Annotated in this window: 18 protein-coding genes; 6 read left to right on the top strand and 12 right to left on the bottom strand. The window is 72.4% G+C overall.

The features are described from left to right. Positions 1–2: 2 nt before the first annotated feature. Entirely contained in the window at positions 3–656 is a 654-nt protein-coding gene (locus APR04_RS20865) for a GNAT family N-acetyltransferase (protein ID WP_253873865.1), read from the bottom strand. Between the two features lie 93 nt (positions 657–749). Then, complete coding sequence (locus APR04_RS20860) at positions 750–1,550, bottom strand: YggS family pyridoxal phosphate-dependent enzyme (protein ID WP_253873862.1); 801 nt, start codon at positions 1,548–1,550, stop codon at positions 750–752. A gap of 117 nt (positions 1,551–1,667) precedes the next feature. On the opposite strand from APR04_RS20860, the gene APR04_RS20855 reads away from it, so the two are divergent. Then, complete coding sequence (locus APR04_RS20855; protein ID WP_253873860.1) at positions 1,668–2,078, top strand: YccF domain-containing protein; 411 nt, start codon at positions 1,668–1,670, stop codon at positions 2,076–2,078. 25 nt (positions 2,079–2,103) lie between these two features. Here the strand turns inward: APR04_RS20855 and ybaK are convergent, their stop codons facing one another. Beyond that, positions 2,104–2,640, bottom strand: coding sequence for a Cys-tRNA(Pro) deacylase (ybaK, locus tag APR04_RS20850; RefSeq protein WP_253873858.1), 537 nt, complete (start codon positions 2,638–2,640; stop codon positions 2,104–2,106). 131 nt (positions 2,641–2,771) lie between these two features. Here ybaK and APR04_RS20845 point away from each other — a divergent pair, with 131 nt between their 5' ends. Further along, entirely contained in the window at positions 2,772–3,527 is a 756-nt protein-coding gene (locus tag APR04_RS20845; protein ID WP_253873856.1) for a TSUP family transporter, read from the top strand. Between the two features lie 60 nt (positions 3,528–3,587). Here APR04_RS20845 and APR04_RS20840 read toward each other — a convergent pair whose 3' ends face one another. From APR04_RS20840 to APR04_RS20830, 3 genes are all read right to left on the bottom strand, one after another. Then, positions 3,588–4,847: an SGNH/GDSL hydrolase family protein gene (locus APR04_RS20840; RefSeq protein WP_253873854.1), complete on the bottom strand. Its 1,260-nt coding sequence runs from the start codon at positions 4,845–4,847 to the stop codon at positions 3,588–3,590. 157 nt (positions 4,848–5,004) lie between these two features. Beyond that, complete coding sequence (locus tag APR04_RS20835) at positions 5,005–7,770, bottom strand: DEAD/DEAH box helicase (RefSeq protein WP_253873852.1); 2,766 nt, start codon at positions 7,768–7,770, stop codon at positions 5,005–5,007. Between the two features lie 34 nt (positions 7,771–7,804). Then, a complete protein-coding gene (locus APR04_RS20830) occupies positions 7,805–8,881 on the bottom strand; it encodes an EamA family transporter (protein ID WP_253873850.1) in 1,077 nt (358 codons plus the stop codon). A 38-nt stretch (positions 8,882–8,919) separates the two neighbouring features. Between APR04_RS20830 and APR04_RS20825 the strand changes: the two genes are divergently transcribed. After that, complete coding sequence (locus APR04_RS20825; RefSeq protein WP_253873848.1) at positions 8,920–9,468, top strand: CGNR zinc finger domain-containing protein; 549 nt, start codon at positions 8,920–8,922, stop codon at positions 9,466–9,468. A gap of 61 nt (positions 9,469–9,529) precedes the next feature. On the opposite strand, the gene APR04_RS20820 is transcribed toward APR04_RS20825, so the two are convergent. Beyond that, the gene (locus tag APR04_RS20820; RefSeq protein ID WP_253873846.1) at positions 9,530–10,345 is read right to left on the bottom strand and encodes an aminoglycoside 3'-phosphotransferase; all 816 of its coding nucleotides are present in this window, start codon (positions 10,343–10,345) and stop codon (positions 9,530–9,532) included. Between the two features lie 160 nt (positions 10,346–10,505). Between APR04_RS20820 and APR04_RS20815 the strand changes: the two genes are divergently transcribed. Then, positions 10,506–11,822: a DUF418 domain-containing protein gene (locus tag APR04_RS20815; RefSeq protein WP_253873844.1), complete on the top strand. Its 1,317-nt coding sequence runs from the start codon at positions 10,506–10,508 to the stop codon at positions 11,820–11,822. Between the two features lie 10 nt (positions 11,823–11,832). Here APR04_RS20815 and APR04_RS20810 read toward each other — a convergent pair whose 3' ends face one another. The 4 genes from APR04_RS20810 to APR04_RS20795 all read right to left on the bottom strand — a co-directional run bounded on the left by APR04_RS20810 (position 11,833) and on the right by APR04_RS20795 (position 15,735). Then, positions 11,833–12,717 (bottom strand): phosphotransferase, encoded by an 885-nt coding sequence (locus tag APR04_RS20810; RefSeq protein ID WP_253873842.1) that lies wholly within the window; start codon positions 12,715–12,717, stop codon positions 11,833–11,835. A gap of 189 nt (positions 12,718–12,906) precedes the next feature. Beyond that, complete coding sequence (locus APR04_RS20805) at positions 12,907–13,560, bottom strand: lytic polysaccharide monooxygenase auxiliary activity family 9 protein (RefSeq protein ID WP_253873840.1); 654 nt, start codon at positions 13,558–13,560, stop codon at positions 12,907–12,909. A gap of 273 nt (positions 13,561–13,833) precedes the next feature. Continuing rightward, on the bottom strand, positions 13,834–14,571 hold the full coding sequence (locus APR04_RS20800) for a lytic polysaccharide monooxygenase (protein WP_253873838.1): 738 nt from the start codon (positions 14,569–14,571) through the stop codon (positions 13,834–13,836). Between the two features lie 117 nt (positions 14,572–14,688). Continuing rightward, a complete protein-coding gene (locus tag APR04_RS20795; RefSeq protein ID WP_425569911.1) occupies positions 14,689–15,735 on the bottom strand; it encodes a 3-methyladenine DNA glycosylase in 1,047 nt (348 codons plus the stop codon). Positions 15,736–15,981: 246 nt separating this feature from the next. On the opposite strand from APR04_RS20795, the gene APR04_RS20790 reads away from it, so the two are divergent. Together APR04_RS20790 and APR04_RS20785 are read left to right on the top strand one after the other, a co-directional pair. Further along, a complete protein-coding gene (locus APR04_RS20790) occupies positions 15,982–16,953 on the top strand; it encodes an aldo/keto reductase (protein WP_253873836.1) in 972 nt (323 codons plus the stop codon). A gap of 29 nt (positions 16,954–16,982) precedes the next feature. Beyond that, positions 16,983–17,873: a PhzF family phenazine biosynthesis protein gene (locus APR04_RS20785; protein WP_253873834.1), complete on the top strand. Its 891-nt coding sequence runs from the start codon at positions 16,983–16,985 to the stop codon at positions 17,871–17,873. Here APR04_RS20785 and APR04_RS20780 read toward each other — a convergent pair. After that, positions 17,870–19,174 carry a heparan-alpha-glucosaminide N-acetyltransferase domain-containing protein gene (locus APR04_RS20780; protein WP_253873832.1) on the bottom strand — a complete coding sequence of 435 codons (1,305 nt, stop codon included), beginning with the start codon at positions 19,172–19,174 and terminating at the stop codon, positions 17,870–17,872. The genes APR04_RS20785 and APR04_RS20780 overlap by 4 nt on opposite strands. Positions 19,175–19,192 lie beyond the last annotated feature (18 nt).

The following is a 19,192-nucleotide window of genomic DNA, read 5'->3' as shown; positions in this document are numbered from 1 at the left end:
CGTCAGACGGCGGCGGTCGTGAGCGCTGCCCGTGCTCCCGTTGGCGCGATGGTCGGCACGCCGGTCCGGCTCGTCCCGGTCGTCGTCGCACGGCTCGTCGCGGCCCGGCGCTTGGCGGCGCGGCCTGCGGCGTCGTCTGCGCCGGCGCTGCCGACGTCGGCCGCCAGCTTCGCGACCAGCACGTCTCCGCCCTTGGTGAGCTGCTGCCCACGCTCCTCGAACCCGAGCCGGCCGTGGAAGCGCATCGAGCCGGGGTTCGGCGGGTTCAGGTTGACCTCGCAGGTGACGACCTCGTGGCCGGCAGTGCGTGCGGCGTCGAACACGGCGTCGTAGAAGAGCTGACCGATGCCGCGGCCGCGCGCACCCTCGCCGACCACTATGCGGTCGACGTACAGGTGGTCCAGCCCGCGCTCCTCGAACCAGGCGTAGTTCTCGCCCGGCCAGTCCTCGCCACTCTCGAGCGCGACGACGAAGCCGAGCGGGTCCGCGGGGCTGTTGGGGTCGACGGCGACCAGCGCGAGCGACGCGACGTCGAGCAGCTCGGCCATGTCGGCGGCCGGGGTGTCCGGGACCGCGGGGATCGCGGCGTTGTTCAGGGTGACCAGGCGTGAGATATCGGCGTCAGTGGCGGGGCGCAGCAGGGTGGCCGTGGGCATGGCGCGATCACTCCAAGGAGTTGATGGGGAGACCATGGACCTTATCGGTCCGTGCCCCGCACGTCTGTGACCTGCGTCAAACAGTGGCGGCGGTCACTCGCGGCGGACGGGCGCCGGCACGGTGCCGCGTGGGCCGAACACCGCAGTGCCCACCCGCACGATGGTCGCGCCCTCGGCGATCGCGAGCTCCAGGTCCCCGGTCATGCCCATGGAGAGCTCGCCAGCGGACTCCGTGCCCGGAGCGCTCGACGCGAGGACCTCGTCGCGCACCGCGCGCAGCCGGGCGAACCCGGCGCGGACCCTGTGCTCGGCGGAGGAGTCCAGGTGCGCACCGATGGTCATGAACCCGGTCAGCCGCAGGCCCGGCAGCGCGGCGACGGAGGTGGCGAGCGCGCCGGCGTCGTCGGGCGCTATGCCGGACTTGCTCTCCTCGCCCGTGACGTTCACCTGGACCATCACGTCCAGCGCACGGTCGCCGGTGCGGCCGTCGCGCACGCAGCGGTCCGAGATCGCCTGGGCGAGGTCCAGCGAGTCCAGGGTCTCCAGCCCCGTGGCCGTGGCCAGGACCTGGTTGATCTTGTTGCGCTGCAGATGACCGATCATGTGGACCTCCAGCGTGCCCGCCGCGAGACGGTCGGCGACGGCGGGCGCCTTCGCGACGAGCTCCTGCACCCGGTTCTCGCCGATCAGGTCGACACCCGCCGCCAGGGCCTCGAGCACGGCCTGGGGCGGCTGCGTCTTGGTCGCGACGAGGAGGCGCACGTCGCCCGGGTCGCGCCCGGCGGCTACGGCGGCCGCGGCGATGCGGTCGCGGACGACCGTGAGCCGGGCGGCGACCGAGCCGGGGCCGGTCGCGGGGTGCTGGGGCGTGGAGGGCGTGGACTGGTCGGGCACGGGCCGAGTCTATTTCGGCGGGTCCGCGCAGCCGCACGGGCGGCTGCGGGCGGCTCAGGGTGGGATCAGGGGGTTTCCCGGTTCCGGTGACCCGCCGCCCTACGGAAGGATGGACCCATGAAGACGCTGCTGAACATCATCTGGGTCATCTTCGCGGGGTTCGGGCTGTGGCTCGGATACATGCTCGCGGGGATCATCTGCTGCCTGCTCATCGTCACCATCCCGTTCGGTATCGCCTCCTTCCGCATCGCGGGCTACGCCCTGTGGCCGTTCGGGCGTGAGGTCGTCGAGAGCCCGCGCTCCGGTGCGCTGGCCCTGGTCGGCAACGTGATCTGGGTGATCGTCGCCGGCTGGTGGCTCGCCCTCGGGCACATCATCACCGCGATCCCGCTCGCGATCTCGATCATCGGCATCCCGATGGCCTGGGCCAACCTCAAGCTCATCCCGGTTTCCCTCATGCCCCTGGGCAAGCAGATCGTGGCCGGCGACGCCCTGCTGCCGACCTACCGCAAGACCGTCTCGGCCTGATCGGCTGGTACGGGACTGGTTGGGCTCAGTCGCGGGCTATCGGGGCCGTTCGCCCGGCGGTGAGCGTGAGCAGAGCGGCCGGCGCGAGGCATACGTCGAGCCCGCGCCGGCCGCCGGAGACGTAGACGACGTCGTACGCCTGGGCGGACTCGTCCAGCACCGTGGTGTGCCGGGTCTTCTGGCCCAGCGGCGAGATGCCGCCGACCACGTATCCGGTGGCGCGCTCGGCCGTCGCGGGCTCCGCCATCGCGGCTCTCTTGCCACCGACGGCGCGGGCCAGGGCCTTGAGGTCGAGCCTGCGGTCGACTGGCACGATGCCGACCACGAGCTTCCCGTTGACCTCGGCCAGCAGCGTCTTGAACACCTGCGGGGCGTCGACGCCGATCGCTTCCGCCGCCTCCATCCCGAAGCTCAGGTCGCTCGACGGGTCGTGCTCGTAGGGGTGCAGCGTGTGCGGCACGCCTGCCTTCTCGAGCGACACCACGGCCGGGGTCCCGTGACCGGCGCGCGCAGCCTTCTTGGTGGTCGCCCTGTTCGCTCTGCTCTCCGAGTTCTTCGCCACGACGCGATTCTGCCGCCTCCGGTGCCCGGCGGCGCACGGATCTCCCGGGCGAGCGTGCCGTCGCCCTCGCCGTCGCGTCCCCGCGCAATCCCGCAGAATCCGGTCGGGAACTACTCGGTTAACGTGGGGGCGTGCTCGCTCTACTGATCCTCGCCATCCTCGTCGGGGGTTCGTTGCAGCGTGTGGCAGGCATGGGCTTCGGGCTCGTCGCCGGTCCGTTCATCGTCCTGCTCCTCGGCCCGATCGAGGGCGTGCTGTTCGTCAATCTTGTGGGCGCGATGATGGCGCTGCTGGTGTTCTGGCGCACGGTCCGTGGCGTCGACTGGCGCCGCTACGGCTGGCTCGTGACGGCGTCGATCCTGGTCAGCGTGCCGGCGGCGCTGCTGATCCGGGATGCCAGCGCGCCCGCCCTGGAGATCGGCGTCGGCGGCGTCGTCGTGCTGGCGATGACGCTCGCCCTGGTCACCTCGCGCCTGCGCGGGACGAAGCGCCCCTTCGCACCGGAAGCGCGCCTGCCGCTCCTGATCACGGGTGCGGCGGCCGGGTTCGGCAGCGTCGCCGCCGGGATCGGTGGCCCGCCCATCGCCGTGTACTCCGTGCTCGACCGCTGGGACCCCCGCGCGTTCGCGGCCACCGCCCAGCCCATCTTCCTGACCAACGCGATAGCCGCCATGACCGCCAAGCTCCTGGTCGCCGACGCCACGTTCCCGGACCTGGCCGTGTGGGAGTGGGTGACGATCGGCGTAGCCCTCGTGGCGTCCATCGGCCTTGGCGAGCTGCTCGTCGGGCGGATCTCGGCGAGCGCAACGCGCAAGGTCCTCGTGACGCTCGCCTACCTCGGCGGCTTCGCGACGCTCGGCCGCGGCCTGGTCGGTCTGGCCGGCTGAACGAGCCCCGCAGCCGACTGCAGACCAGGTCTGCAGTCGGCTGCGGGGAGACTGCCGCGTTCAGCCCTTGTCGAGCGGCCCCAGGGTCATCGACGGCTCGCCCGACGGCGTGAGCCTGGCCGCGCCGAGGTTACCGATGGTGCAGCTCCCGCTGCGCGGGTCTCCGGCGTTCCAGACCTGGCGCAGGCAGTTGCGCATCGCGAGCTGCCCCCAGTAGCTGGGGTGCAGCGACTCCTGCACGGAGTACGGCGAGTCGCCGATCGTGCTGACCGTGCGGATCTGGTTGACCCATTCGGTCCGGTCGACGGCGCCCGGCGACCGCCAGTCGGGCAGGCCCACCTCCTCGTACAGCCCGACGCCGTTCTCGCACAGCCGCTTGCCGTCGAACGCGTGCGCCATGTCGAGGGTGCGGACGTTCGGCAGCCCGACGTCGGACGCGGCACCGAGCAGCGCACCGTTGATGGTGGGTAGGGCCGTGGCGTTGGCCCAGTCGGCGTCCCGGTTCCAGAGGCCGCACCCGCCCGTGAACTGGCGCGTGTAACCGGACTCGGAGTACCGGAGCCCAGAGCCGTTCGGCACGGGCGACGGGTAGGTCTGGACCACGAGCGTCCACTGGTCGGTGCTGTACCCGGCATTGCTCATCGCGGTCGCGACGTTGCCGAGGGAGTCCGCCACCCGGGACCGGACGGCGGCGACGTTCGCGGCGGTGAAGTTGGCCGCGACCGAGCTGTCGTCGTGGCAGTAGTTCTTCCACCAGGACGGTGAGGTCAGGAAGTTGACCACGCAGGTCTGGACGACGCTCGCGAACTCGAAGTCGTTCCCGCCGATCGAGACCACGACCATGCGGACGTTCCTGGTGGCAGCGGCCTCCTGCAGCATGAGGGCCTGGCCCTGGCCCGCTGAGCCGTCGTAGAAGTCGATCCCTGGCTTGAAGTACCGGCCGGTCGAGGTGGCGGTCGTGGCCCCGCTGCAGGCGAGGTTGAGACCGTTCACGCCCCCGCCGATGTAGGCCTCGGCGGAGGATGCGCGGTGGCAACCAGCGATGACCTCGCCGGTGCCGCTGGCGTTGTCGTGGTAGGCGTGCCGGCCGAGCGCGTCGGCGCGGCGGTAGTCGGCGTTGGAGCTGCCGGCCCAGCGGCCGGCCTCCCCGGAGATGTACGAGTCGCCGAGGGTCACGACCCACGGTGCGCCGTCGCCAGGTCCGTCGGCGGCCACGGGTGCGGCCACGGGTGCGGCGGCGGCAGGTGTCGCTGTGCCGACGAGAGCGAGGGGAACGATGAGCGAGTAGAGCGCGATGAGTGCGGCGGTGCGGAAGCGCATGGAGACACTCCTGTCGTCCGGACCGGGCCGGCGGCGTTGCTGACCCTGGGTCAATTGACAGAAGTGTACGAAAGATGCACCGAATGGTAAAGATTAACCCAAATGCCATTCTGCGGACGGATGCCGTCCCGAGCCGTCTCGCCCGGGACGGACCCGCTCAGATCTGGCCGACGTCGAGCACGGTCAGGACGACCTCGCCGGCCTCGTCGCTCGCCGCGAGGTCGATCTGTGCGGTGATGGCCCAGTCACGGTTGGCATCGGCGTCGTCCAGCACCTGCCGTACCCACCAGGTGCCTGGCTCCACGCGGGCGGTGTCGCCTCCGGCGCTGCCGGGCAGCTCCGCGCCGGGTTCGAGGATCGTCAGCAGTGCGGCAGACCGCGCCTCGGCGCTGATCCCGACGGCGTCGTCACCCTGCTCCTCGAACAGGGGGTCCAGGGCCTCGCCCCAGGCGTCAGCGTCCCAGCCGCCACCCAGCGCGGCCAGCGCCCCGTACGACTCGCGTGCGACCAGCTCGACGCGGCGGAACATCGCGTTGCGGATCAGGCGACGGAACGCGCGCGGGTTGCCGGTGACGGGTCGGACGGGAGCCTCGGCGCCGGCGCCGGCCAGCTCGCCGTCGGTCACGAGGTCGGCGTCGTCGTCCACGGGGTTCGCCAAGCGCTCCCATTCGTCGAGCAACGAGGAGTCGACGCCCCGCACGAGCTCCCCCTGCCACTCGATGATCTCCTGCACCTCCTCGGTGCGGTGCTCCTCGGGGACCACCTGGCGTACCGCGCGGTAGGCGTCGGCGAGATACCGCAGCACCACGCCCTCGGTGCGCTCCAGCCCGTACACGCTCACGATCTCGGTGAACGTCATGGCCTTCTCGACCATGTCGCGCACCACCGACTTGGGGGAGAGCTCGGCGTCCGCCACCCACGGGTTGGTGCGGCGGTAGGTCTGGAAGGCCGGCTCCAGCAGGTCGGCCAGCGGCTTGGGCCACGTGACCGACTCGAGGAGCTCCATGCGCTCCTCGTACTCGATCCCCTCGGCCTTCATCGCGGCGACGGCCTCGCCGCGCGCCCTGTTCTGCTGGCCCATGAGCACCTGGCGGGGGTCGTCGAGGGTGGCCTCGATGACGGAGACGACGTCGAGCGCGTGCGTCGCGCTCTCGACGTCGAGCAGGTCCATGGCCGCAAGGGCGAACGGGGACAGCGGCTGGTTCAGCGCGAAGTCGCGAGGGAGGTCCACCATGAGGCGGGCCGACGGGCGCAGGGCGCCGTCGGGCCCGGGGACCCGGACCTTCTCGACGACGCCCGCGAGGCGCAGCGAGCGGTAGATGCGCAGCGCCTGGCGCACGTGCTCGGCCTGCTGCGTCTCCGTGTCGTGGTTCGCCGTCAGGAGGTGGCGCATGGCGTCGACGGGGTCGCTCGTGCCGGCGTGCGCGCCCGGGCGCGAGGAGGCGCGGGCCAGGACGTTGAGCACCATCGCGTGGTTCACGCGGAACTGGGAGACGAGCTGCTCGGGATCGGCGTCGCGCAGGCGCTCGAAGGTGGCGTCGGTCCAGTTCACGGAGCCCGACGGCGCCTTCTTGCGCACGATCTTCTTGAGCTTCTTCGGGTCGTCGCCCGCCTTGGCCAGGACCTTGCGGTTCTCGATGACGTGGTCGGGCGCCATGACGAGCACCTCGCCGACGGTGTCGTACCCGGCGCGGCCCGCGCGGCCGGAGATCTGGTGGAACTCGCGCGCGCTGAGGTGGCGCATGCGCTCGCCGTCGTACTTCACGAGGCTGGTCAGCAGGACCGTGCGAATCGGCACGTTGATGCCGACCCCCAGGGTGTCCGTGCCGCACACGACCTTGAGCAGGCCCTTCTGCGTGAGGCGCTCCACGAGGCGGCGGTACTTCGGCAGCATGCCGGCGTGATGCACGCCGACGCCGTGCCGCAGGAACTTGCTGAGCGTCTTGCCGAACCCGGTGCCGAAGCGGAAGGCGCCCATCTCCGCGGTGATGGCCTCCTTCTCGGACTTGCTCGACACGTTCATCGACAGCATCGACTGCGCCCGGTCGACGGCGTCCTTCTGGGTGAAGTGGACCACGTACACCGGGGCGCGGTGGGTCGTGACGAGCTCCTGGATGACGTCGGTAAGGGGCTCGACGACGTAGGAGAAGGTCAGCGGCACGGGGCGTTCGGCCCCCGCCACCTCGGCGACCGGCCGGCCGGTGCGCTCCTCGATGTCCTCGCGGAGGCGGGACGTGTCGCCGAGCGTGGCGCTCATGAGGACGAACTGCGTGTCCTTGAGCTCCAGCAGCGGCACCTGCCAGGCCCAGCCGCGCTGCGGGTCGCCGTAGTAGTGGAACTCGTCCATGACCACCTGGGCGATGGCGTCCTCGTCGGTGGGGCCGCCGTCGCTGCCGTTGCTGTCACCGTGGCGCAGCGCCACGTTCGCGAGGATCTCCGCCGTGCAGCAGATGATCGGGGCGTCCGGGTTCACCGCGGAGTCACCGGTCATCATGCCGACGTTCTTCGAGCCGAACGCCGCCACCAGGTCGAAGAACTTCTCGCTGACCAGGGCCTTCAGCGGGGCCGTGTAGTAGGTGCGGCCGCCCCTGCCGGAGCGGTGGGCCGCCAGGGCGGCGAACTGCGCACCCATCGCGACCATCGACTTGCCCGAGCCCGTCGGCGTCGCGAGGACGACGTGGGAGCTCGTCATGACCTCCAGGAGGGCCTCCTCCTGGTGCGGGTAGAGCGCTCGCCCGCCTGCGGCTGCCCACTCGGAGAAGCTCTCGAACAGCACGTCCGGATCAGGGTCCTTGCCCGTGGGTGCGGGCAGGTACGGGATCAAGGTCCCGGCCGGCTTCGGGGTGCCCGACGACGAGCCGGGGTCACCGGTGGTCGAGAGGGCTGTCGAGGAGGTCGAGGTTGTCGAAGAGGGCGCCGTCATGGTGCTGCCCATTGTTGCAGGCGGGCGAAGGCTGTCAGGTGCGGGGCTCGTCGGTCGACGGCTCGGGAACCGGGACGACCGTCGGCTCGACGCTCGTCCGCTTCTCGCCGGCCTGGACCGCGACCACGCCGGCGAGGATCAGGACACCGCCGACGAGCTGGACGGTGCGGGGCAGCTCGCCGAGCAGCAGCCAGGCGAAGCCGATGGCGGCAACCACCTCGAACAGCCCGACGAAGGACGACAGGCGAGGTCCCAGGAGGCGGCCCGCGGCGATTCCCGAGACGTAGGCGAGGGCGGCGGTCACGATGCCGAGCCCGACCACCGGCAGCCACCAGGGCACCTCGGCGCCCGCGTAGACCGGCGACGCCGTGCTGTAGGTCAGCGGCATGATCCCGGTCGCGCCGAGCAGGCCGAGCGCCAGGGTTGCGGTGGTCAGGCCGCCCGCGGCCAGGGCGAACGGCGGCAGGCCGGTATCGACGTTCGCGTTGATGACGAAGTAGGTGGAGACCCCGAGCATCGCGAGCAGCGCCCAGGCGACGCCGACGGGGCTGACCTCCGTTGCGCCCGGCACGCCGGAGACGAGGTCCAGCACGAGCACCAGCCCGGCGGCGGCGAGCAGCGTGCCGGCGATCGTGGCTCTCGTGGGCCGTTGGCCGTGCCGCAGCCAGAACCAGAGCACGACGGCCGCCGGCGACGTGTACTCGATCAGGAGGGCCGGGCCGATGGGCATGTGCTGCACGGCGGAGAAGTAGGCGAACTGGCAGCCCGCCACCGACACCGCGCCGTAGACGGCGATCAGGCCGAGGTTGCGGCGTACGGGCCGCCAGTCCCCGCGCAGCGACATGATGCCGAGCGGGAGCACCACCAGCGCCGCGATGGCGACGCGGACGAGGACCATGGCGCCGGGGCTCCAGCCGGTGTCGAGCAGCCCGCTGGCGAACACCCCCGACAGGCTGAACGCCGCCGCCGAGACGCCGGCGAGCGCGAGTCCCGTGGTCAGGCGGCGGGTACCCGGCGCTCGGCCGGCACCGAACCGGCCAGCACCGAACCGGCCGGCACCCGGTCTGCCGGTGCTGCCCGTTCGGTCGGTGTCAGGTGTCACAGCGCTCATAGGTCCTGACGTTATGGGCGTCAGGGTAATGTGTCAATGTGGTTTTCACTCATGACACCGAGGGGGCGCTCCAGTCCGCCGTCGCGCTGGTGAACGGCGGTGAGCCCCCGGTCACGATCGCGACGGTCGCGGATCTCGACGCGTTCTTCGTCGAGCACGCCTATACGGGGCGGCGCGACCGTACGCAGGCCGAGCTCAGTCAGGTGCTGGGCCTCCGGCCGAGACTGCGCGAGCTGCTCACCGCCGACCGCGACTCGGCCGCAGGCCTGGTCAACGAGATGCTGGCCACGGCAGGGGCGGTACCCCAGCTCGTGCGGCACCCGCCGGAGGACTGGCACATCCACGCCGTGCCGACCGACGCCCCGTTCGCCACCCGCATCCTCGTGGAGACCGCGATGGCGATGATCGACGTGATCCGGGACGACGAGCTGTCCCGCCTCACGGTCTGTGCCGACAGCGACTGCGTGGGGATCGTCCTTGATCTCTCCCGCAACCGGTCACGCCGCTACTGCTCGACGACGTGCAGCAACCGCAACGCCCAGGCAGCGCACCGGGCCCGGCGCGCGGATCAGGCTTCGACGGTGTAGCGGGTTCGCCCCGACCGCAGCGCCGCGAAGAACGCGTCGGCGACGTCGGCGGTCGGCCGGCTCATCCCAGGTCCCACAGGAGGCGGTAGTAGGCGACCCGGTCCGGATCCTCGTCGATCCCGTACGCCTCGTAGACCAGATGGTCGTGACCGGGGCCGTAGTTCCAGCCCAGGCTGTAGGTCGCGACGGCCAGGTCGGCCCAGCGGTCGGCGATGCCGAGGGCGCCAAGATCCACGTGCGCCGCCCAGCTGCCGTCGTCGGCGAGCAGGGTGTTGGGTGCGCAGGCGTCACCGTGGCAGACGACGAGCCGGTCGTGGTCCGGGGCGTCGAGGAGGCGTGCCCGCGCCTCGAGGGACCAGCCGTCGGCCGGATGGCCGCGGGCCGCCCGGGTCTCGGCGACGGCGATCCGGTCGCCGATGCTCCACGTCCAGGGACACTCGTCGACGGGCAGCGCGTCGTGGAGCGCGCGCAGCCCGGCCCCGATCGCCCGGGCGGCCGTCTCGGGGTCGGCCAGCCAGCGGGGGTCGACGGCGGAGCTCGCCTCGATCGCCGTGGTCGCCAGCCACTCGGCGTCCTCGTCGGCGCCGACCTCGAGAACGTGCGGCACCGGCGTGTACCGCTCCGCCCACTGCAGCCGTGCTGCCTCGTCGACGAGATCGACCCCTTCTGCCGCCGCCCGCTCCGTGCGAGGCGCCCACTTCACGAAGGTGGCATGCCGCCAGGCGGTGCCAGGTGCCGTCCCGTCCAGGGAGTCGACCGGGTCGATGCGGAACGTGAGGCCGCCGAGCTCGTTGCTCCAGGCCGGCGTGATGAGGGCGTCGCCGGCGATCTCACGCACGACGTCGGGCACAGTGACCGCGCCGGTGGGGATCGTCATGTGGTCAGCGTGCCAGAACCGGTCGGGCCGCCACGACGCGAACGCGGGCGTCCGCGCCGGTGAGCGCAGCCCCGAGGTCCTCCGAACGATGTACGCGCGGCGTCCGGAGATCGCCCGTTCGGCCGACGACGGTGCCGGCCCGCCACGAGAAGGTCGTGGCATGCCTGCCACCACACCACCGAGCACGCCACCTGCGAAGGCGCTGTCGGCCCGCGCGCCGGACGCGCCGGCCATGCCGGCCACGCCGAGCGCTCCAGGCGCCGCGGGCCGGATCGTCGCCCTCGATGTGCTCCGCGGGGTAGCGATCCTCGGCACGCTCGCCAGCAACATCTGGATCTTCACGACGCCCGGCGGGCCCGCCGAGTGGATCTCCGACGGCTTCGCCAGCAGCGATCCGGTGCAGCGGGTGCTGCTGGCGCTGGTCAACGGGAAGTTCCTCGGGCTCCTCACCCTGCTGTTCGGGGTGGGCCTGGAGCTGCAGTACCGGTCCATGGTCAGGCGTGGCCTGCCCTGGCCGGGCCGGTACGCGCTGCGCGCGGGCATCCTGTTCCTCGAGGGCCTGCTGCACTACATCCTCGTCTTCGAGTTCGACGTCCTGATGGGGTACGCGATCGCCTCCCTGCTGGCCGCCTACCTGATCGGGCGGAGCGACCGGGTGGTGCGCGCCTGGGGTGGCGTGCTGGCCGCGACCTATGTCGCGGGGATCGTCTCGGTCACCGCGCTGCTCGTGCTGTCCAGCGTGGCGCAGGACACGGACGCGGCCGGCGGAGGGGCGCCCACCGATACGGCCGCTTCCTCGACTGCCGCGCTGTCGACGGCCAGCTGGCTCGACCAGGTCCTGCTGCGGATCACGCACCTGGACGTGTTCCGGATCGAGCTGATCCTGATCGTGCCGTCGGCCACCGTCCTGTTCCTGGTGGGTTCACGCCTGGTGCGTGCGGGCATGTTCTCGACGGGCGGGGCGCGGCTGCGTCGCCGGCTCGCCTGGGCAGGGCTGGGGGCGGGCCTCCCGCTCAACGCGCTGACGACCTGGGCCGGGCCGGACTGGTTCCTCGTGGATCGCTACCTGGTCCCGCCCCTGGTGGCCCTCGGCATCCTGGCGCTGGGCACGACCCTCGTCGACCGCGCACAGACGCGTGCCCAGACGCGTGCCCAGGCGCGGGCCCAGCACGGCGTCCAGGCAGGTGCGCAGGCGCCGGCGCCGCGTCGAAGCCCGGCCGGCCTGCTCCGGCGCGGGGTCGAGGCGGTCGGGCGGACGGCGCTGTCGTGCTACGTGCTGCAGAACGTGCTGGCCTCGGCGCTCTGCTACGACTGGGGCCTTGGCCTCGCCGGCGGCGGCGGCCCCTGGCAGGCCGTGGCGATCTGGGCGGGGATCTCGCTGGCGCTGATGGTCGTGGCGCCGCTCTGGCTCCGGCGGTGGCCGCGCGGACCGATCGAGCTGCTGATGCACCGCGTCTACGACGCGCGCCGTCGCTGACCTGCCACGGTCACCTACCGCGTCGTCCCGCCCGCCACGTCGGCTCGCCTACCGGCGTCACCCTGGTTCGGATACGGACGGCCTCCTCGGCGTCCCACAGCGCCCGGTAGTACGTGGTGCGCTCGTGGTCGGGCGCCACGCCGTAGGCAGCGAGCACGAGCGGTTCCAGGCCGGGCCCGTAGCGGCGGGTGACGCTGCGCGTGGTCACCGCGATGTCCGACCAGCGGTCCGCCACGCCCAGGTCGCCGACGTCGACGTGGGCCGCGAACTGGCCGGCCTGGTCGAGGAGCGTGTTCGACACGGTGGCGTCACCGTGGCAGACGACGGCCCGGTCGACCGGTGGCGGGGCATCGACGGCCACCGCCGTCGTCGTGCGGTCCGCCGTGCTCGGGAGACCGGTCGGGACAGCGCTGAGGGCTGCGACGCGGGTCTGCGCCGTCCGGACGAACGTGCAGGTGTCCGTCGGAAGCCCGTCGTGGAAACGGCGCAGGCCCGCTCCGACCGCCATCGCGGACCGCGCGGCCAGGGCGCGCCACCGGGGTTCGATGGCCGACGTCGCCGGCGTGCCCCGGACCTCGACGGCCGCCGTGAGCAGCCACGAGCCGTGCGGGCCGCGCCCGACGTCCAGCACGCGGGGGACCGGGACGAACGAGGCGGCCCAGACCAGCCGGTCGGCCTCGGCGAGCGGGTCGGGACAGGGCGCTCCGTCGGGCACCCACTTGAGGTACGAGCTCCGGCACGCACCCCCCGCCTCGAGCCGGACCGTGAGGCCGCCGTACTCGTTGCGCCACACGGGCACGACCGTCGCACCGGACCACAGCCGGCTTGCCAGGGCATATACGACGGGCGGTACTTCGACGGGCGTCGGACCGATGCCGACGGACACGCTCGACACGGCCCCATCGTTCCATAGAGCGGGTGAAAAGGTGCTCCTGATCCGGGGCGCTCGCGGGTACTGGGCGACATGCGGGAGGCCGGGTGCCCGGCGCGATCGGCGTCGGGCACCCGGCCTCGGGCTGGGCGGTCTCGGTGGCGGTCCGGTCGGTGCGGTCCGGCCAGTGCGGTCCGGTCGAGCGGCCTACGGTCAGACGGCGGTCACGGCGCCCCGTGCGGCCACGGCGCTCGGCAGCGCCCGCTGGGTCGCCTGCTCCGTCGCCACCTCGGTCGACGACGTCGTCGCCGCTGCCGAGCCCGTCACCGTGACGTCGACGCACTGGTAGAAGGCCATCGCCGTGTCGGCGATGTTCCAGCGGGCCAGGATGGTGTGGTCACCGGCAGGCAGCCCGGTCAGCGTGTGCTCGACGGTCGCGCCGGGCTGGGCGCCGCCGTCGTCCACGGTCTTGAAGGGCTGGCCGTCCACGAAGTACTCCCAGGTGGACGTGCGGTGCTGGACGGTGAGCGTCCACCGGAACGTGGTCTGACCGCTGACGTTGGTGCGCGGCCAGGCGAGCGAGCCGTTGTCGAGCACGGTGAAGCGGCTGCCGCCGGAGCACTGCATCGAGCCCTTCGGCGCCTCGACGCTCTGCGGCTCGTACTGCAGGCCGCCGCAGTCGAAGCTGACGTTCCCGGTGGCACAGTGGTCGGCGCGGCTCGGCGGGCTGGTGATCCAGCCGTGGGCCTGCGCCTGCGGCAGGACCGCGCTCGGGGCGGCGACGATGAAGCCCGCCGCGAGCGCGAACGCTGCGAGGGCGGAGAACAGGAGTCTGGTCTGCCGGGTGGCAGTGCGTGCACGGTTCACTGTCTTGCCTTCCGTCGGTCGGATGCGGGCCGTCGGTGCCGGCGAGCCCCGGAGGGAGCTCACGGCGCCGGGTGAAATTCGGTACCCACTGAACCTAGGAAATGTCAGCATTCCTGACAATGAGGGTGAATTCGTACGCGCTTCCCCGTACCTTCGCGCTCAGGCACGGCAGCCTCGCTCACGCACGGCAGCGGCCGGTGCCCGACGTCGGGCACCGGCCGCCGTGCAGCAGCGTTGCTGTGGGTCTTGCGCCGTGGCTCCTGGGCCGTCCGGTCAGCAGGCGCCCTGGTCCACCCAGACGTCGCTGGACGACGGGATCTCGCCCCGCGTCCACCACTTGGCCTGGTACGTGTGGTTCGAGTAGGTGACCTGGTCGCCGCCCAGATAGGTCGCGGCGGAGTCCCACGCGGCGGCAGTGCACTCTTCGGCGGGCGGGTCGGTCGGGTCCTCGGGCGACCCCGTGCCGCCCACGTTCACGTCCACGCACGCGTAGAACGCGTTGCCGGTGTCGAACACGTTCCACCGGGCGAGGATCTTGTGGTTGCCGCTCGGCAGGCCCGTCAGCGTGTGGGTGACGGTCGCGCCGGGCTGGGCGCCGCCGTCGTTCACGGTCTTGAAGAGCCGGCCGTCCACGAAGTACTCCCAGGTGGACGTGCGGTGCCTCGCGGTGAGCGTCCACTGGAAGGTGTGCGTGCTGCCGATGGTCGTGCGTGGCCAGGGCAGCGAGTCGTTGTCGAGGGTGGTGAAGCGGCTCCCTCCGGAGCAGAGCATCGATCCCTTGGGTGCCTCGACGCTGTGCGGCTCGTACTCGACGCCGTTGCAGGTCCAGCTCACCGTGCGCTTGGCGCAGTGGTCCTGGCGGCTCGGCGGTGACACGACCCAGCCGTGGGCCTGGGCCGTTGGGGTCATGGAGCGCGGTGCGGCGACCAGCGCCGTGAGCGTCAAGGCCAGGACGGCGAGGGCGCCGAGGACGGCTCTGGCGACGGGAGTGCGCAGTGCGGTGACTCTCATGGGGCTCACCTCGTGGTGTGAAGTTGGGAATTCCCTGAATTGCTCCTGTGTGCTGGGGTGCGACGTCATCGACGCTAGAAAGCGCGCGGGGCCAGGACAAGTAGGGCAACTACCTACTCAGGGAAACGCCGGGGAGGTGCCGAGCACCGTGTCGCAGACCTCGATCAGCCGGTAGCGCAGCTCGTCGGACCGCCGCGCGTACTCCCGCTGCCGCCGCACGTACTCGGCCTTGCCGTGCGGGGTCTCGATCTCGACGGCGGCGACGTCGTACTCGGACACGTCGTACGGGGACGCGGCCATGTCGGTCCACCGGATGTCGCGGGCCAGCTCGAACGCGTCCAGCAGCAGGTCGCCGGGTACGGCGGGGCCGAGCTTGAGGCACCACTTGTACAGGTCCATGTTGGCGTGCAGGCAGCCGGGCTGCTCCATGCCCACCTGTGTGGCACGCGTGGGCCGGAGCTGGTTGCGGTCCGTCGCCTCGGGCGTGAAGAACCGGAAGGCGTCGAAGTGCGAGCAGCGCACCGGGTTCGCCTCGACGACGGCGTCCGTGCCCGCGTGCCCGAGCCGCAGCGGCAGCGGGTGCCGCTGGTCACGGTCGGCCGCCCGGTCGCGGTAGACCATCGCCCACTCGTGCAGCCCGAAGCAGCCGAACGTCCCAGGGCGCGCCGCCGTCGCCGACAGCAGCTCGCGCACGTACCGGACCGTGTCACCACGGTCGGCGAGGAAGGCGGCGAGGTCGAGCGTGACGCTGCGGGACGTGGTGGTGCTGGCGCCGTCGCCGGCGCTGTCCGTGGCCGTCTCGTCCGTGGTGGTCTCGTGCCATCGCCACGTGGTCCGGTCGTCCGGGTCGGTGGCCTCCGCCTCGGGGGCGCCCGGCCCGCCGTCGGGCAGCGTGAGCGTGAACCCCGCGCCGGGGTGCCAGCGGCGCAGGTGCGCGATCCGGGTGGGGTAGTACGTGAAGAGGAAGTCCTCGATCGCGTGCTTCCGTCCGGCGGCTCGGGCGGCGCGCCAGACGGCGGTGAGGTCGTCCGCCCGCCTTGCGTGCGCGGCTGCGACGGGCAGCCACTCCGCGGTACCCAGGACCCGGACGGGTGCCGTTCCCGCAGGGCGCACGACGGCGCCGCGCGCGCCGGGCGCTGCCAGCTCGCCGAGGACTGTGCTCACCGCTCCAGGGTAAGGCCGAAGCCGCGGTCGCCTGATCGAGCCGGACCCCTGCCGCCACCCCTGCCGCCACCCCCACCAGACCGGCCAGTCCACTCTCTTCGAGGCCTAAGTTTCTTCGCTTTCAGGCCGCCGAAAGCGAAGAAACTTAGGTTTCGAAGAGAGTGGACTGACGGCCGGAACTGGCCATCGGAGACTGCCGCCCGATTCGGCCGTCGTCCCCGTCGTGGGCCGTCGTAGGGTGCCAGCATGTCCGACCTTCCTCTGCGGCGCCTGGGGCGCTCCGGCCTGTCCGTTCCCGTCATCGGGCTTGGGTGCAACAACCTCGGCCGCACCGGCACCGCCTCCGAGACGAGCGAGGGTGCGAGAGCCCTGGTCGACGCCGCTGTCGACGCCGGGGTGACCTTCTTCGACACGGCGGACAGCTACGGCGCACGGCCCGGCCTTTCGGAGGAGCTGCTCGGCGCCGCGCTCCAGGGCCGGCGCGACGACGTCCTGGTCGCCACGAAGTTCGGCCTCGACGTGCGGGGCGCGAACGGCGCCGACTTCGGGGCGCGCGGCTCGCGCCGGTACATCGTGCGTGCCGCGGAGGCGTCGTTGCGCCGGCTCCGTACCGACTGGATCGACCTCTACCAGCTGCACACGCCCGACCCCGCGACCCCGGTCGACGAGACGCTCGCCGCGCTCGACGACCTGGTCCGCTCGGGCAAGGTCCGCTACGTGGGCCACTCGAACCTCAAGGGCTGGCAGGTGGCCGACGCCGAGCACGTGGCGCGGTCGCTGGGGTCCGGCGGCGGCACCCGGTTCGTCTCCGCGCAGAACGAGTACTCGTTGCTGTCCCGCGGCGTGGAGCGTGAGGTGCTGCCGGCGGCGAAGGCGTACGGGATCGGGCTGCTGCCGTACTTCCCCCTGGCGAACGGCCTGCTCACGGGCAAGTACTCGGGCGGTGCGCGGCCCGACGGCACCCGGCTGGTCACCGCGAAGCGCCACCTGCTGGAGACCGCCCCGTGGGAGGCGCTCGACCGGTTCGGCACGTTCTGCCGGGAGCGCGGTGTGACCGAGACCGATGTCGCGTTCTCGTGGCTGCTGTCCCGGGCCGAGGTCTCGTCGGTGATCGCGGGCGCCACGCGGCCCGAGCAGGTGCGCGCCAACGCGCAGGCCTGGACCTGGACGCCGACGGCGGAGGATCTCGCGGAGCTGGACCAGATCTTCCCGGTCTGACGAGCGCGGAGGTCGGTAGCGTGAGCCGCATGAGCCTTCCGTTCCGCCAGGTCGACGTCTTCTCCCCGGTCCCGACGGGTGGCAACCCGGTCGCCGTCGTGCACGACGCCGACGGCCTCACCGACGACCAGATGGCCGCCTTCGCCCGGTGGACCAACCTCTCGGAGACCACGTTCCTGCTCACGCCGACGGACGGCGGGCGGGCCGGCGGCGCCGACTATCGCGTGCGGATCTGGACGCCGGGCGGTGAGCTGCCGTTCGCAGGGCACCCGACGCTCGGCACCGCGCACGCGTGGCTGGAGGCAGGCGGTGAGCCCAGCGGGCAGGGCGTGGTCCAGGAGTGCGGCGTGGGCCTCGTCCGGCTGCGGCGGGACGGCATCACGGAGGGCCAGCGCCTGGCGTTCGCCGCGCCGCCGCTGCTGCGGTCGGGCCCCGTCGACGACGCCCACGTCGTCCAGATCGCGCGGGCCCTGCGCATCGACGTGTCCGACGTCGTCCGCTCGGCGTGGGTCGACAACGGCCCTGGCTGGGTGGCGGTCCAGCTCCGCGACGCCGGGGCCGTGCTCGCCCTGGAGCCCGACCTCGTGGCGATGGGCGACCTGAGGCTCGGCGTGGTCGGGGAGTACGGGGTGGGTGTGGTCGGCGAGCACCGTGCCGGCGGCAGCGGCTCGGAGGAACCGGCCGTCGAGGTGCGTGCGTTCGTGCCGTCCATCGGTGTGGGGGAGGACCCGGTGACCGGCAGCCTGAACGCCGGCATCGGGCAGTGGCTCGGCGGGGACGTGCTGCCGTCGTCGTACGTCGCCTCGCAGGGCACGGCCCTTGGCCGCACGGGCCGGGTGCACGTCGAGAAGCTGCCCGACGGCGAGGTGTGGGTCGGCGGCGACACCGTCACGACGATCGTCGGACAGGTCAGCTTCTAGCCGGCCGGCCGGTCGGGGACCGTTGGAAAGGCCGTCCGCGCGACCCGGCCGAACAGCCGCTCCAGCGGGCCCCGGCCGAGCAGCGCCCGCCACGCCGTCGCCGCGAGCAGGGTGATGAGCACCATCCACCCGAGCGGCTCGTTGGTCGAGGGGTCGAGCAGGTCCCAGTAGGTGCGGGTCCACCACCAGATGGTGAGGATCTGCACCGAGTAGACGGTGAGCGCCAGCGCGCCGACGGCGGCCAGCGGCGGCACCACGACCAGCAGGGCCCAGCGCAGCAGGCGCGCGAACCACGTCGTCGGAGCGCCGCGAACGCCCGCCCCGACGAGCAGGCACAGCCCGAGCACGCCGAGCGCGAACCCGCCGGACCCCAGGGCCTCGAACATCGTGTCGTCGTGCGGGCCCTCGACGTACAGGCCGGCCAGCGGCGGCCAGGGATCGGACCAGGCGGACGCCGGCACGACGTACTCGGCCGAGGTCATGGCGAGGCGGCTCTCGATGGCTTCCGCCCCGCCGGCGTCGGCCACCAGGGCCGCCGAGGCGAGCGAGCTGACGGCGGCCAGCCCGAACCCGCCGGCGACCAGGCCAAGGTGCAGCACCGGCGACCGCAGGTCGCAGCGTCCCAGCGCGAGCCCGGCCAGCACGTACGCCATCCAGACCAGGGCGGGGTAGTGCCCCGTGAGGAGGAAGTCGGTGGCGGCGCCGGAACCGTCGTGCGGCGCGCGGAGCCCGGCCCGGGCCAGCACCTCCGGCCCGTAGTACACGAGGACCGGACCGAGTACCGCGATCAGTACGGCTGTCGCGGCGAGCCGTCCCGGTGGCATCCGCAGGAACGGACATGCGAGCACGAAGTACGCGGCGTAGAAGCCGAGGATGAGCAGCACGCGCGTCCCGAACAGGTCAAGGACCGCGACCAGCGCCAGCAGCAGGACGGCCCGCACCAGGATCCGCGACCGCGCCGTGCGCATCACCGTGCCCCTGACCGGCTCGGAGCCGCCGGTGAACAGCGCGAGGGAGAGCCCGGCGACCGTCGCGAACAGGATCGAGGACCGGCCGTGCGCCAGGCCCAGCCAGCCCCCGAGCGTGCCGACGTCCGCTGAGGTGACGCCAACGTGCGCCGTGAACATCCCCAGCACGGCGATACCGCGGGCGACGTCGGCCCCGACGACCCGGTCGGGGCCGCCGAGCAGGTTGCGGCCGATCCGGCCGGCGGTTCCGCGGACGGCACCGCGGACCGCACCGCCGAAGGTGCGACGGGAGGCCGCGGCAGGCCGGTCGGACGGCTGGGCGAGCGTGGGCATGCGGGCATCCTTCCGTGT

It is taken from the genome of Promicromonospora umidemergens (genome assembly GCF_024171995.1).
Classification (GTDB): domain Bacteria; phylum Actinomycetota; class Actinomycetes; order Actinomycetales; family Cellulomonadaceae; genus Promicromonospora; species Promicromonospora umidemergens.
The sequence above is the reverse complement of the archived record's forward strand: the minus strand, read 5'-3'. Positions and strand labels throughout refer to the sequence as shown.

Bases quoted from the DNA above. Each gene is read 5' to 3' on its own strand.
- APR04_RS20790 (WP_253873836.1), top strand. From the start codon at position 15,982: ATGTCCGACCTTCCTCTGCGGCGCCTGGGGCGCTCCGGCCTGTCCGTT.
- APR04_RS20780 (WP_253873832.1), bottom strand. From the start codon at position 19,174: ATGCCCACGCTCGCCCAGCCGTCCGACCGGCCTGCCGCGGCCTCCCGT.
- APR04_RS20865 (WP_253873865.1), bottom strand. From the start codon at position 656: ATGCCCACGGCCACCCTGCTGCGCCCCGCCACTGACGCCGATATCTCA.
- APR04_RS20855 (WP_253873860.1), top strand. From the start codon at position 1,668: ATGAAGACGCTGCTGAACATCATCTGGGTCATCTTCGCGGGGTTCGGG.
- APR04_RS20830 (WP_253873850.1), bottom strand. From the start codon at position 8,881: ATGAGCGCTGTGACACCTGACACCGACCGAACGGGCAGCACCGGCAGA.
- APR04_RS20835 (WP_253873852.1), bottom strand. From the start codon at position 7,770: ATGACGGCGCCCTCTTCGACAACCTCGACCTCCTCGACAGCCCTCTCG.
- APR04_RS20785 (WP_253873834.1), top strand. From the start codon at position 16,983: ATGAGCCTTCCGTTCCGCCAGGTCGACGTCTTCTCCCCGGTCCCGACG.
- APR04_RS20840 (WP_253873854.1), bottom strand. From the start codon at position 4,847: ATGCGCTTCCGCACCGCCGCACTCATCGCGCTCTACTCGCTCATCGTT.
- APR04_RS20815 (WP_253873844.1), top strand. From the start codon at position 10,506: ATGCCTGCCACCACACCACCGAGCACGCCACCTGCGAAGGCGCTGTCG.
- APR04_RS20800 (WP_253873838.1), bottom strand. From the start codon at position 14,571: ATGAGAGTCACCGCACTGCGCACTCCCGTCGCCAGAGCCGTCCTCGGC.
- APR04_RS20820 (WP_253873846.1), bottom strand. From the start codon at position 10,345: ATGACGATCCCCACCGGCGCGGTCACTGTGCCCGACGTCGTGCGTGAG.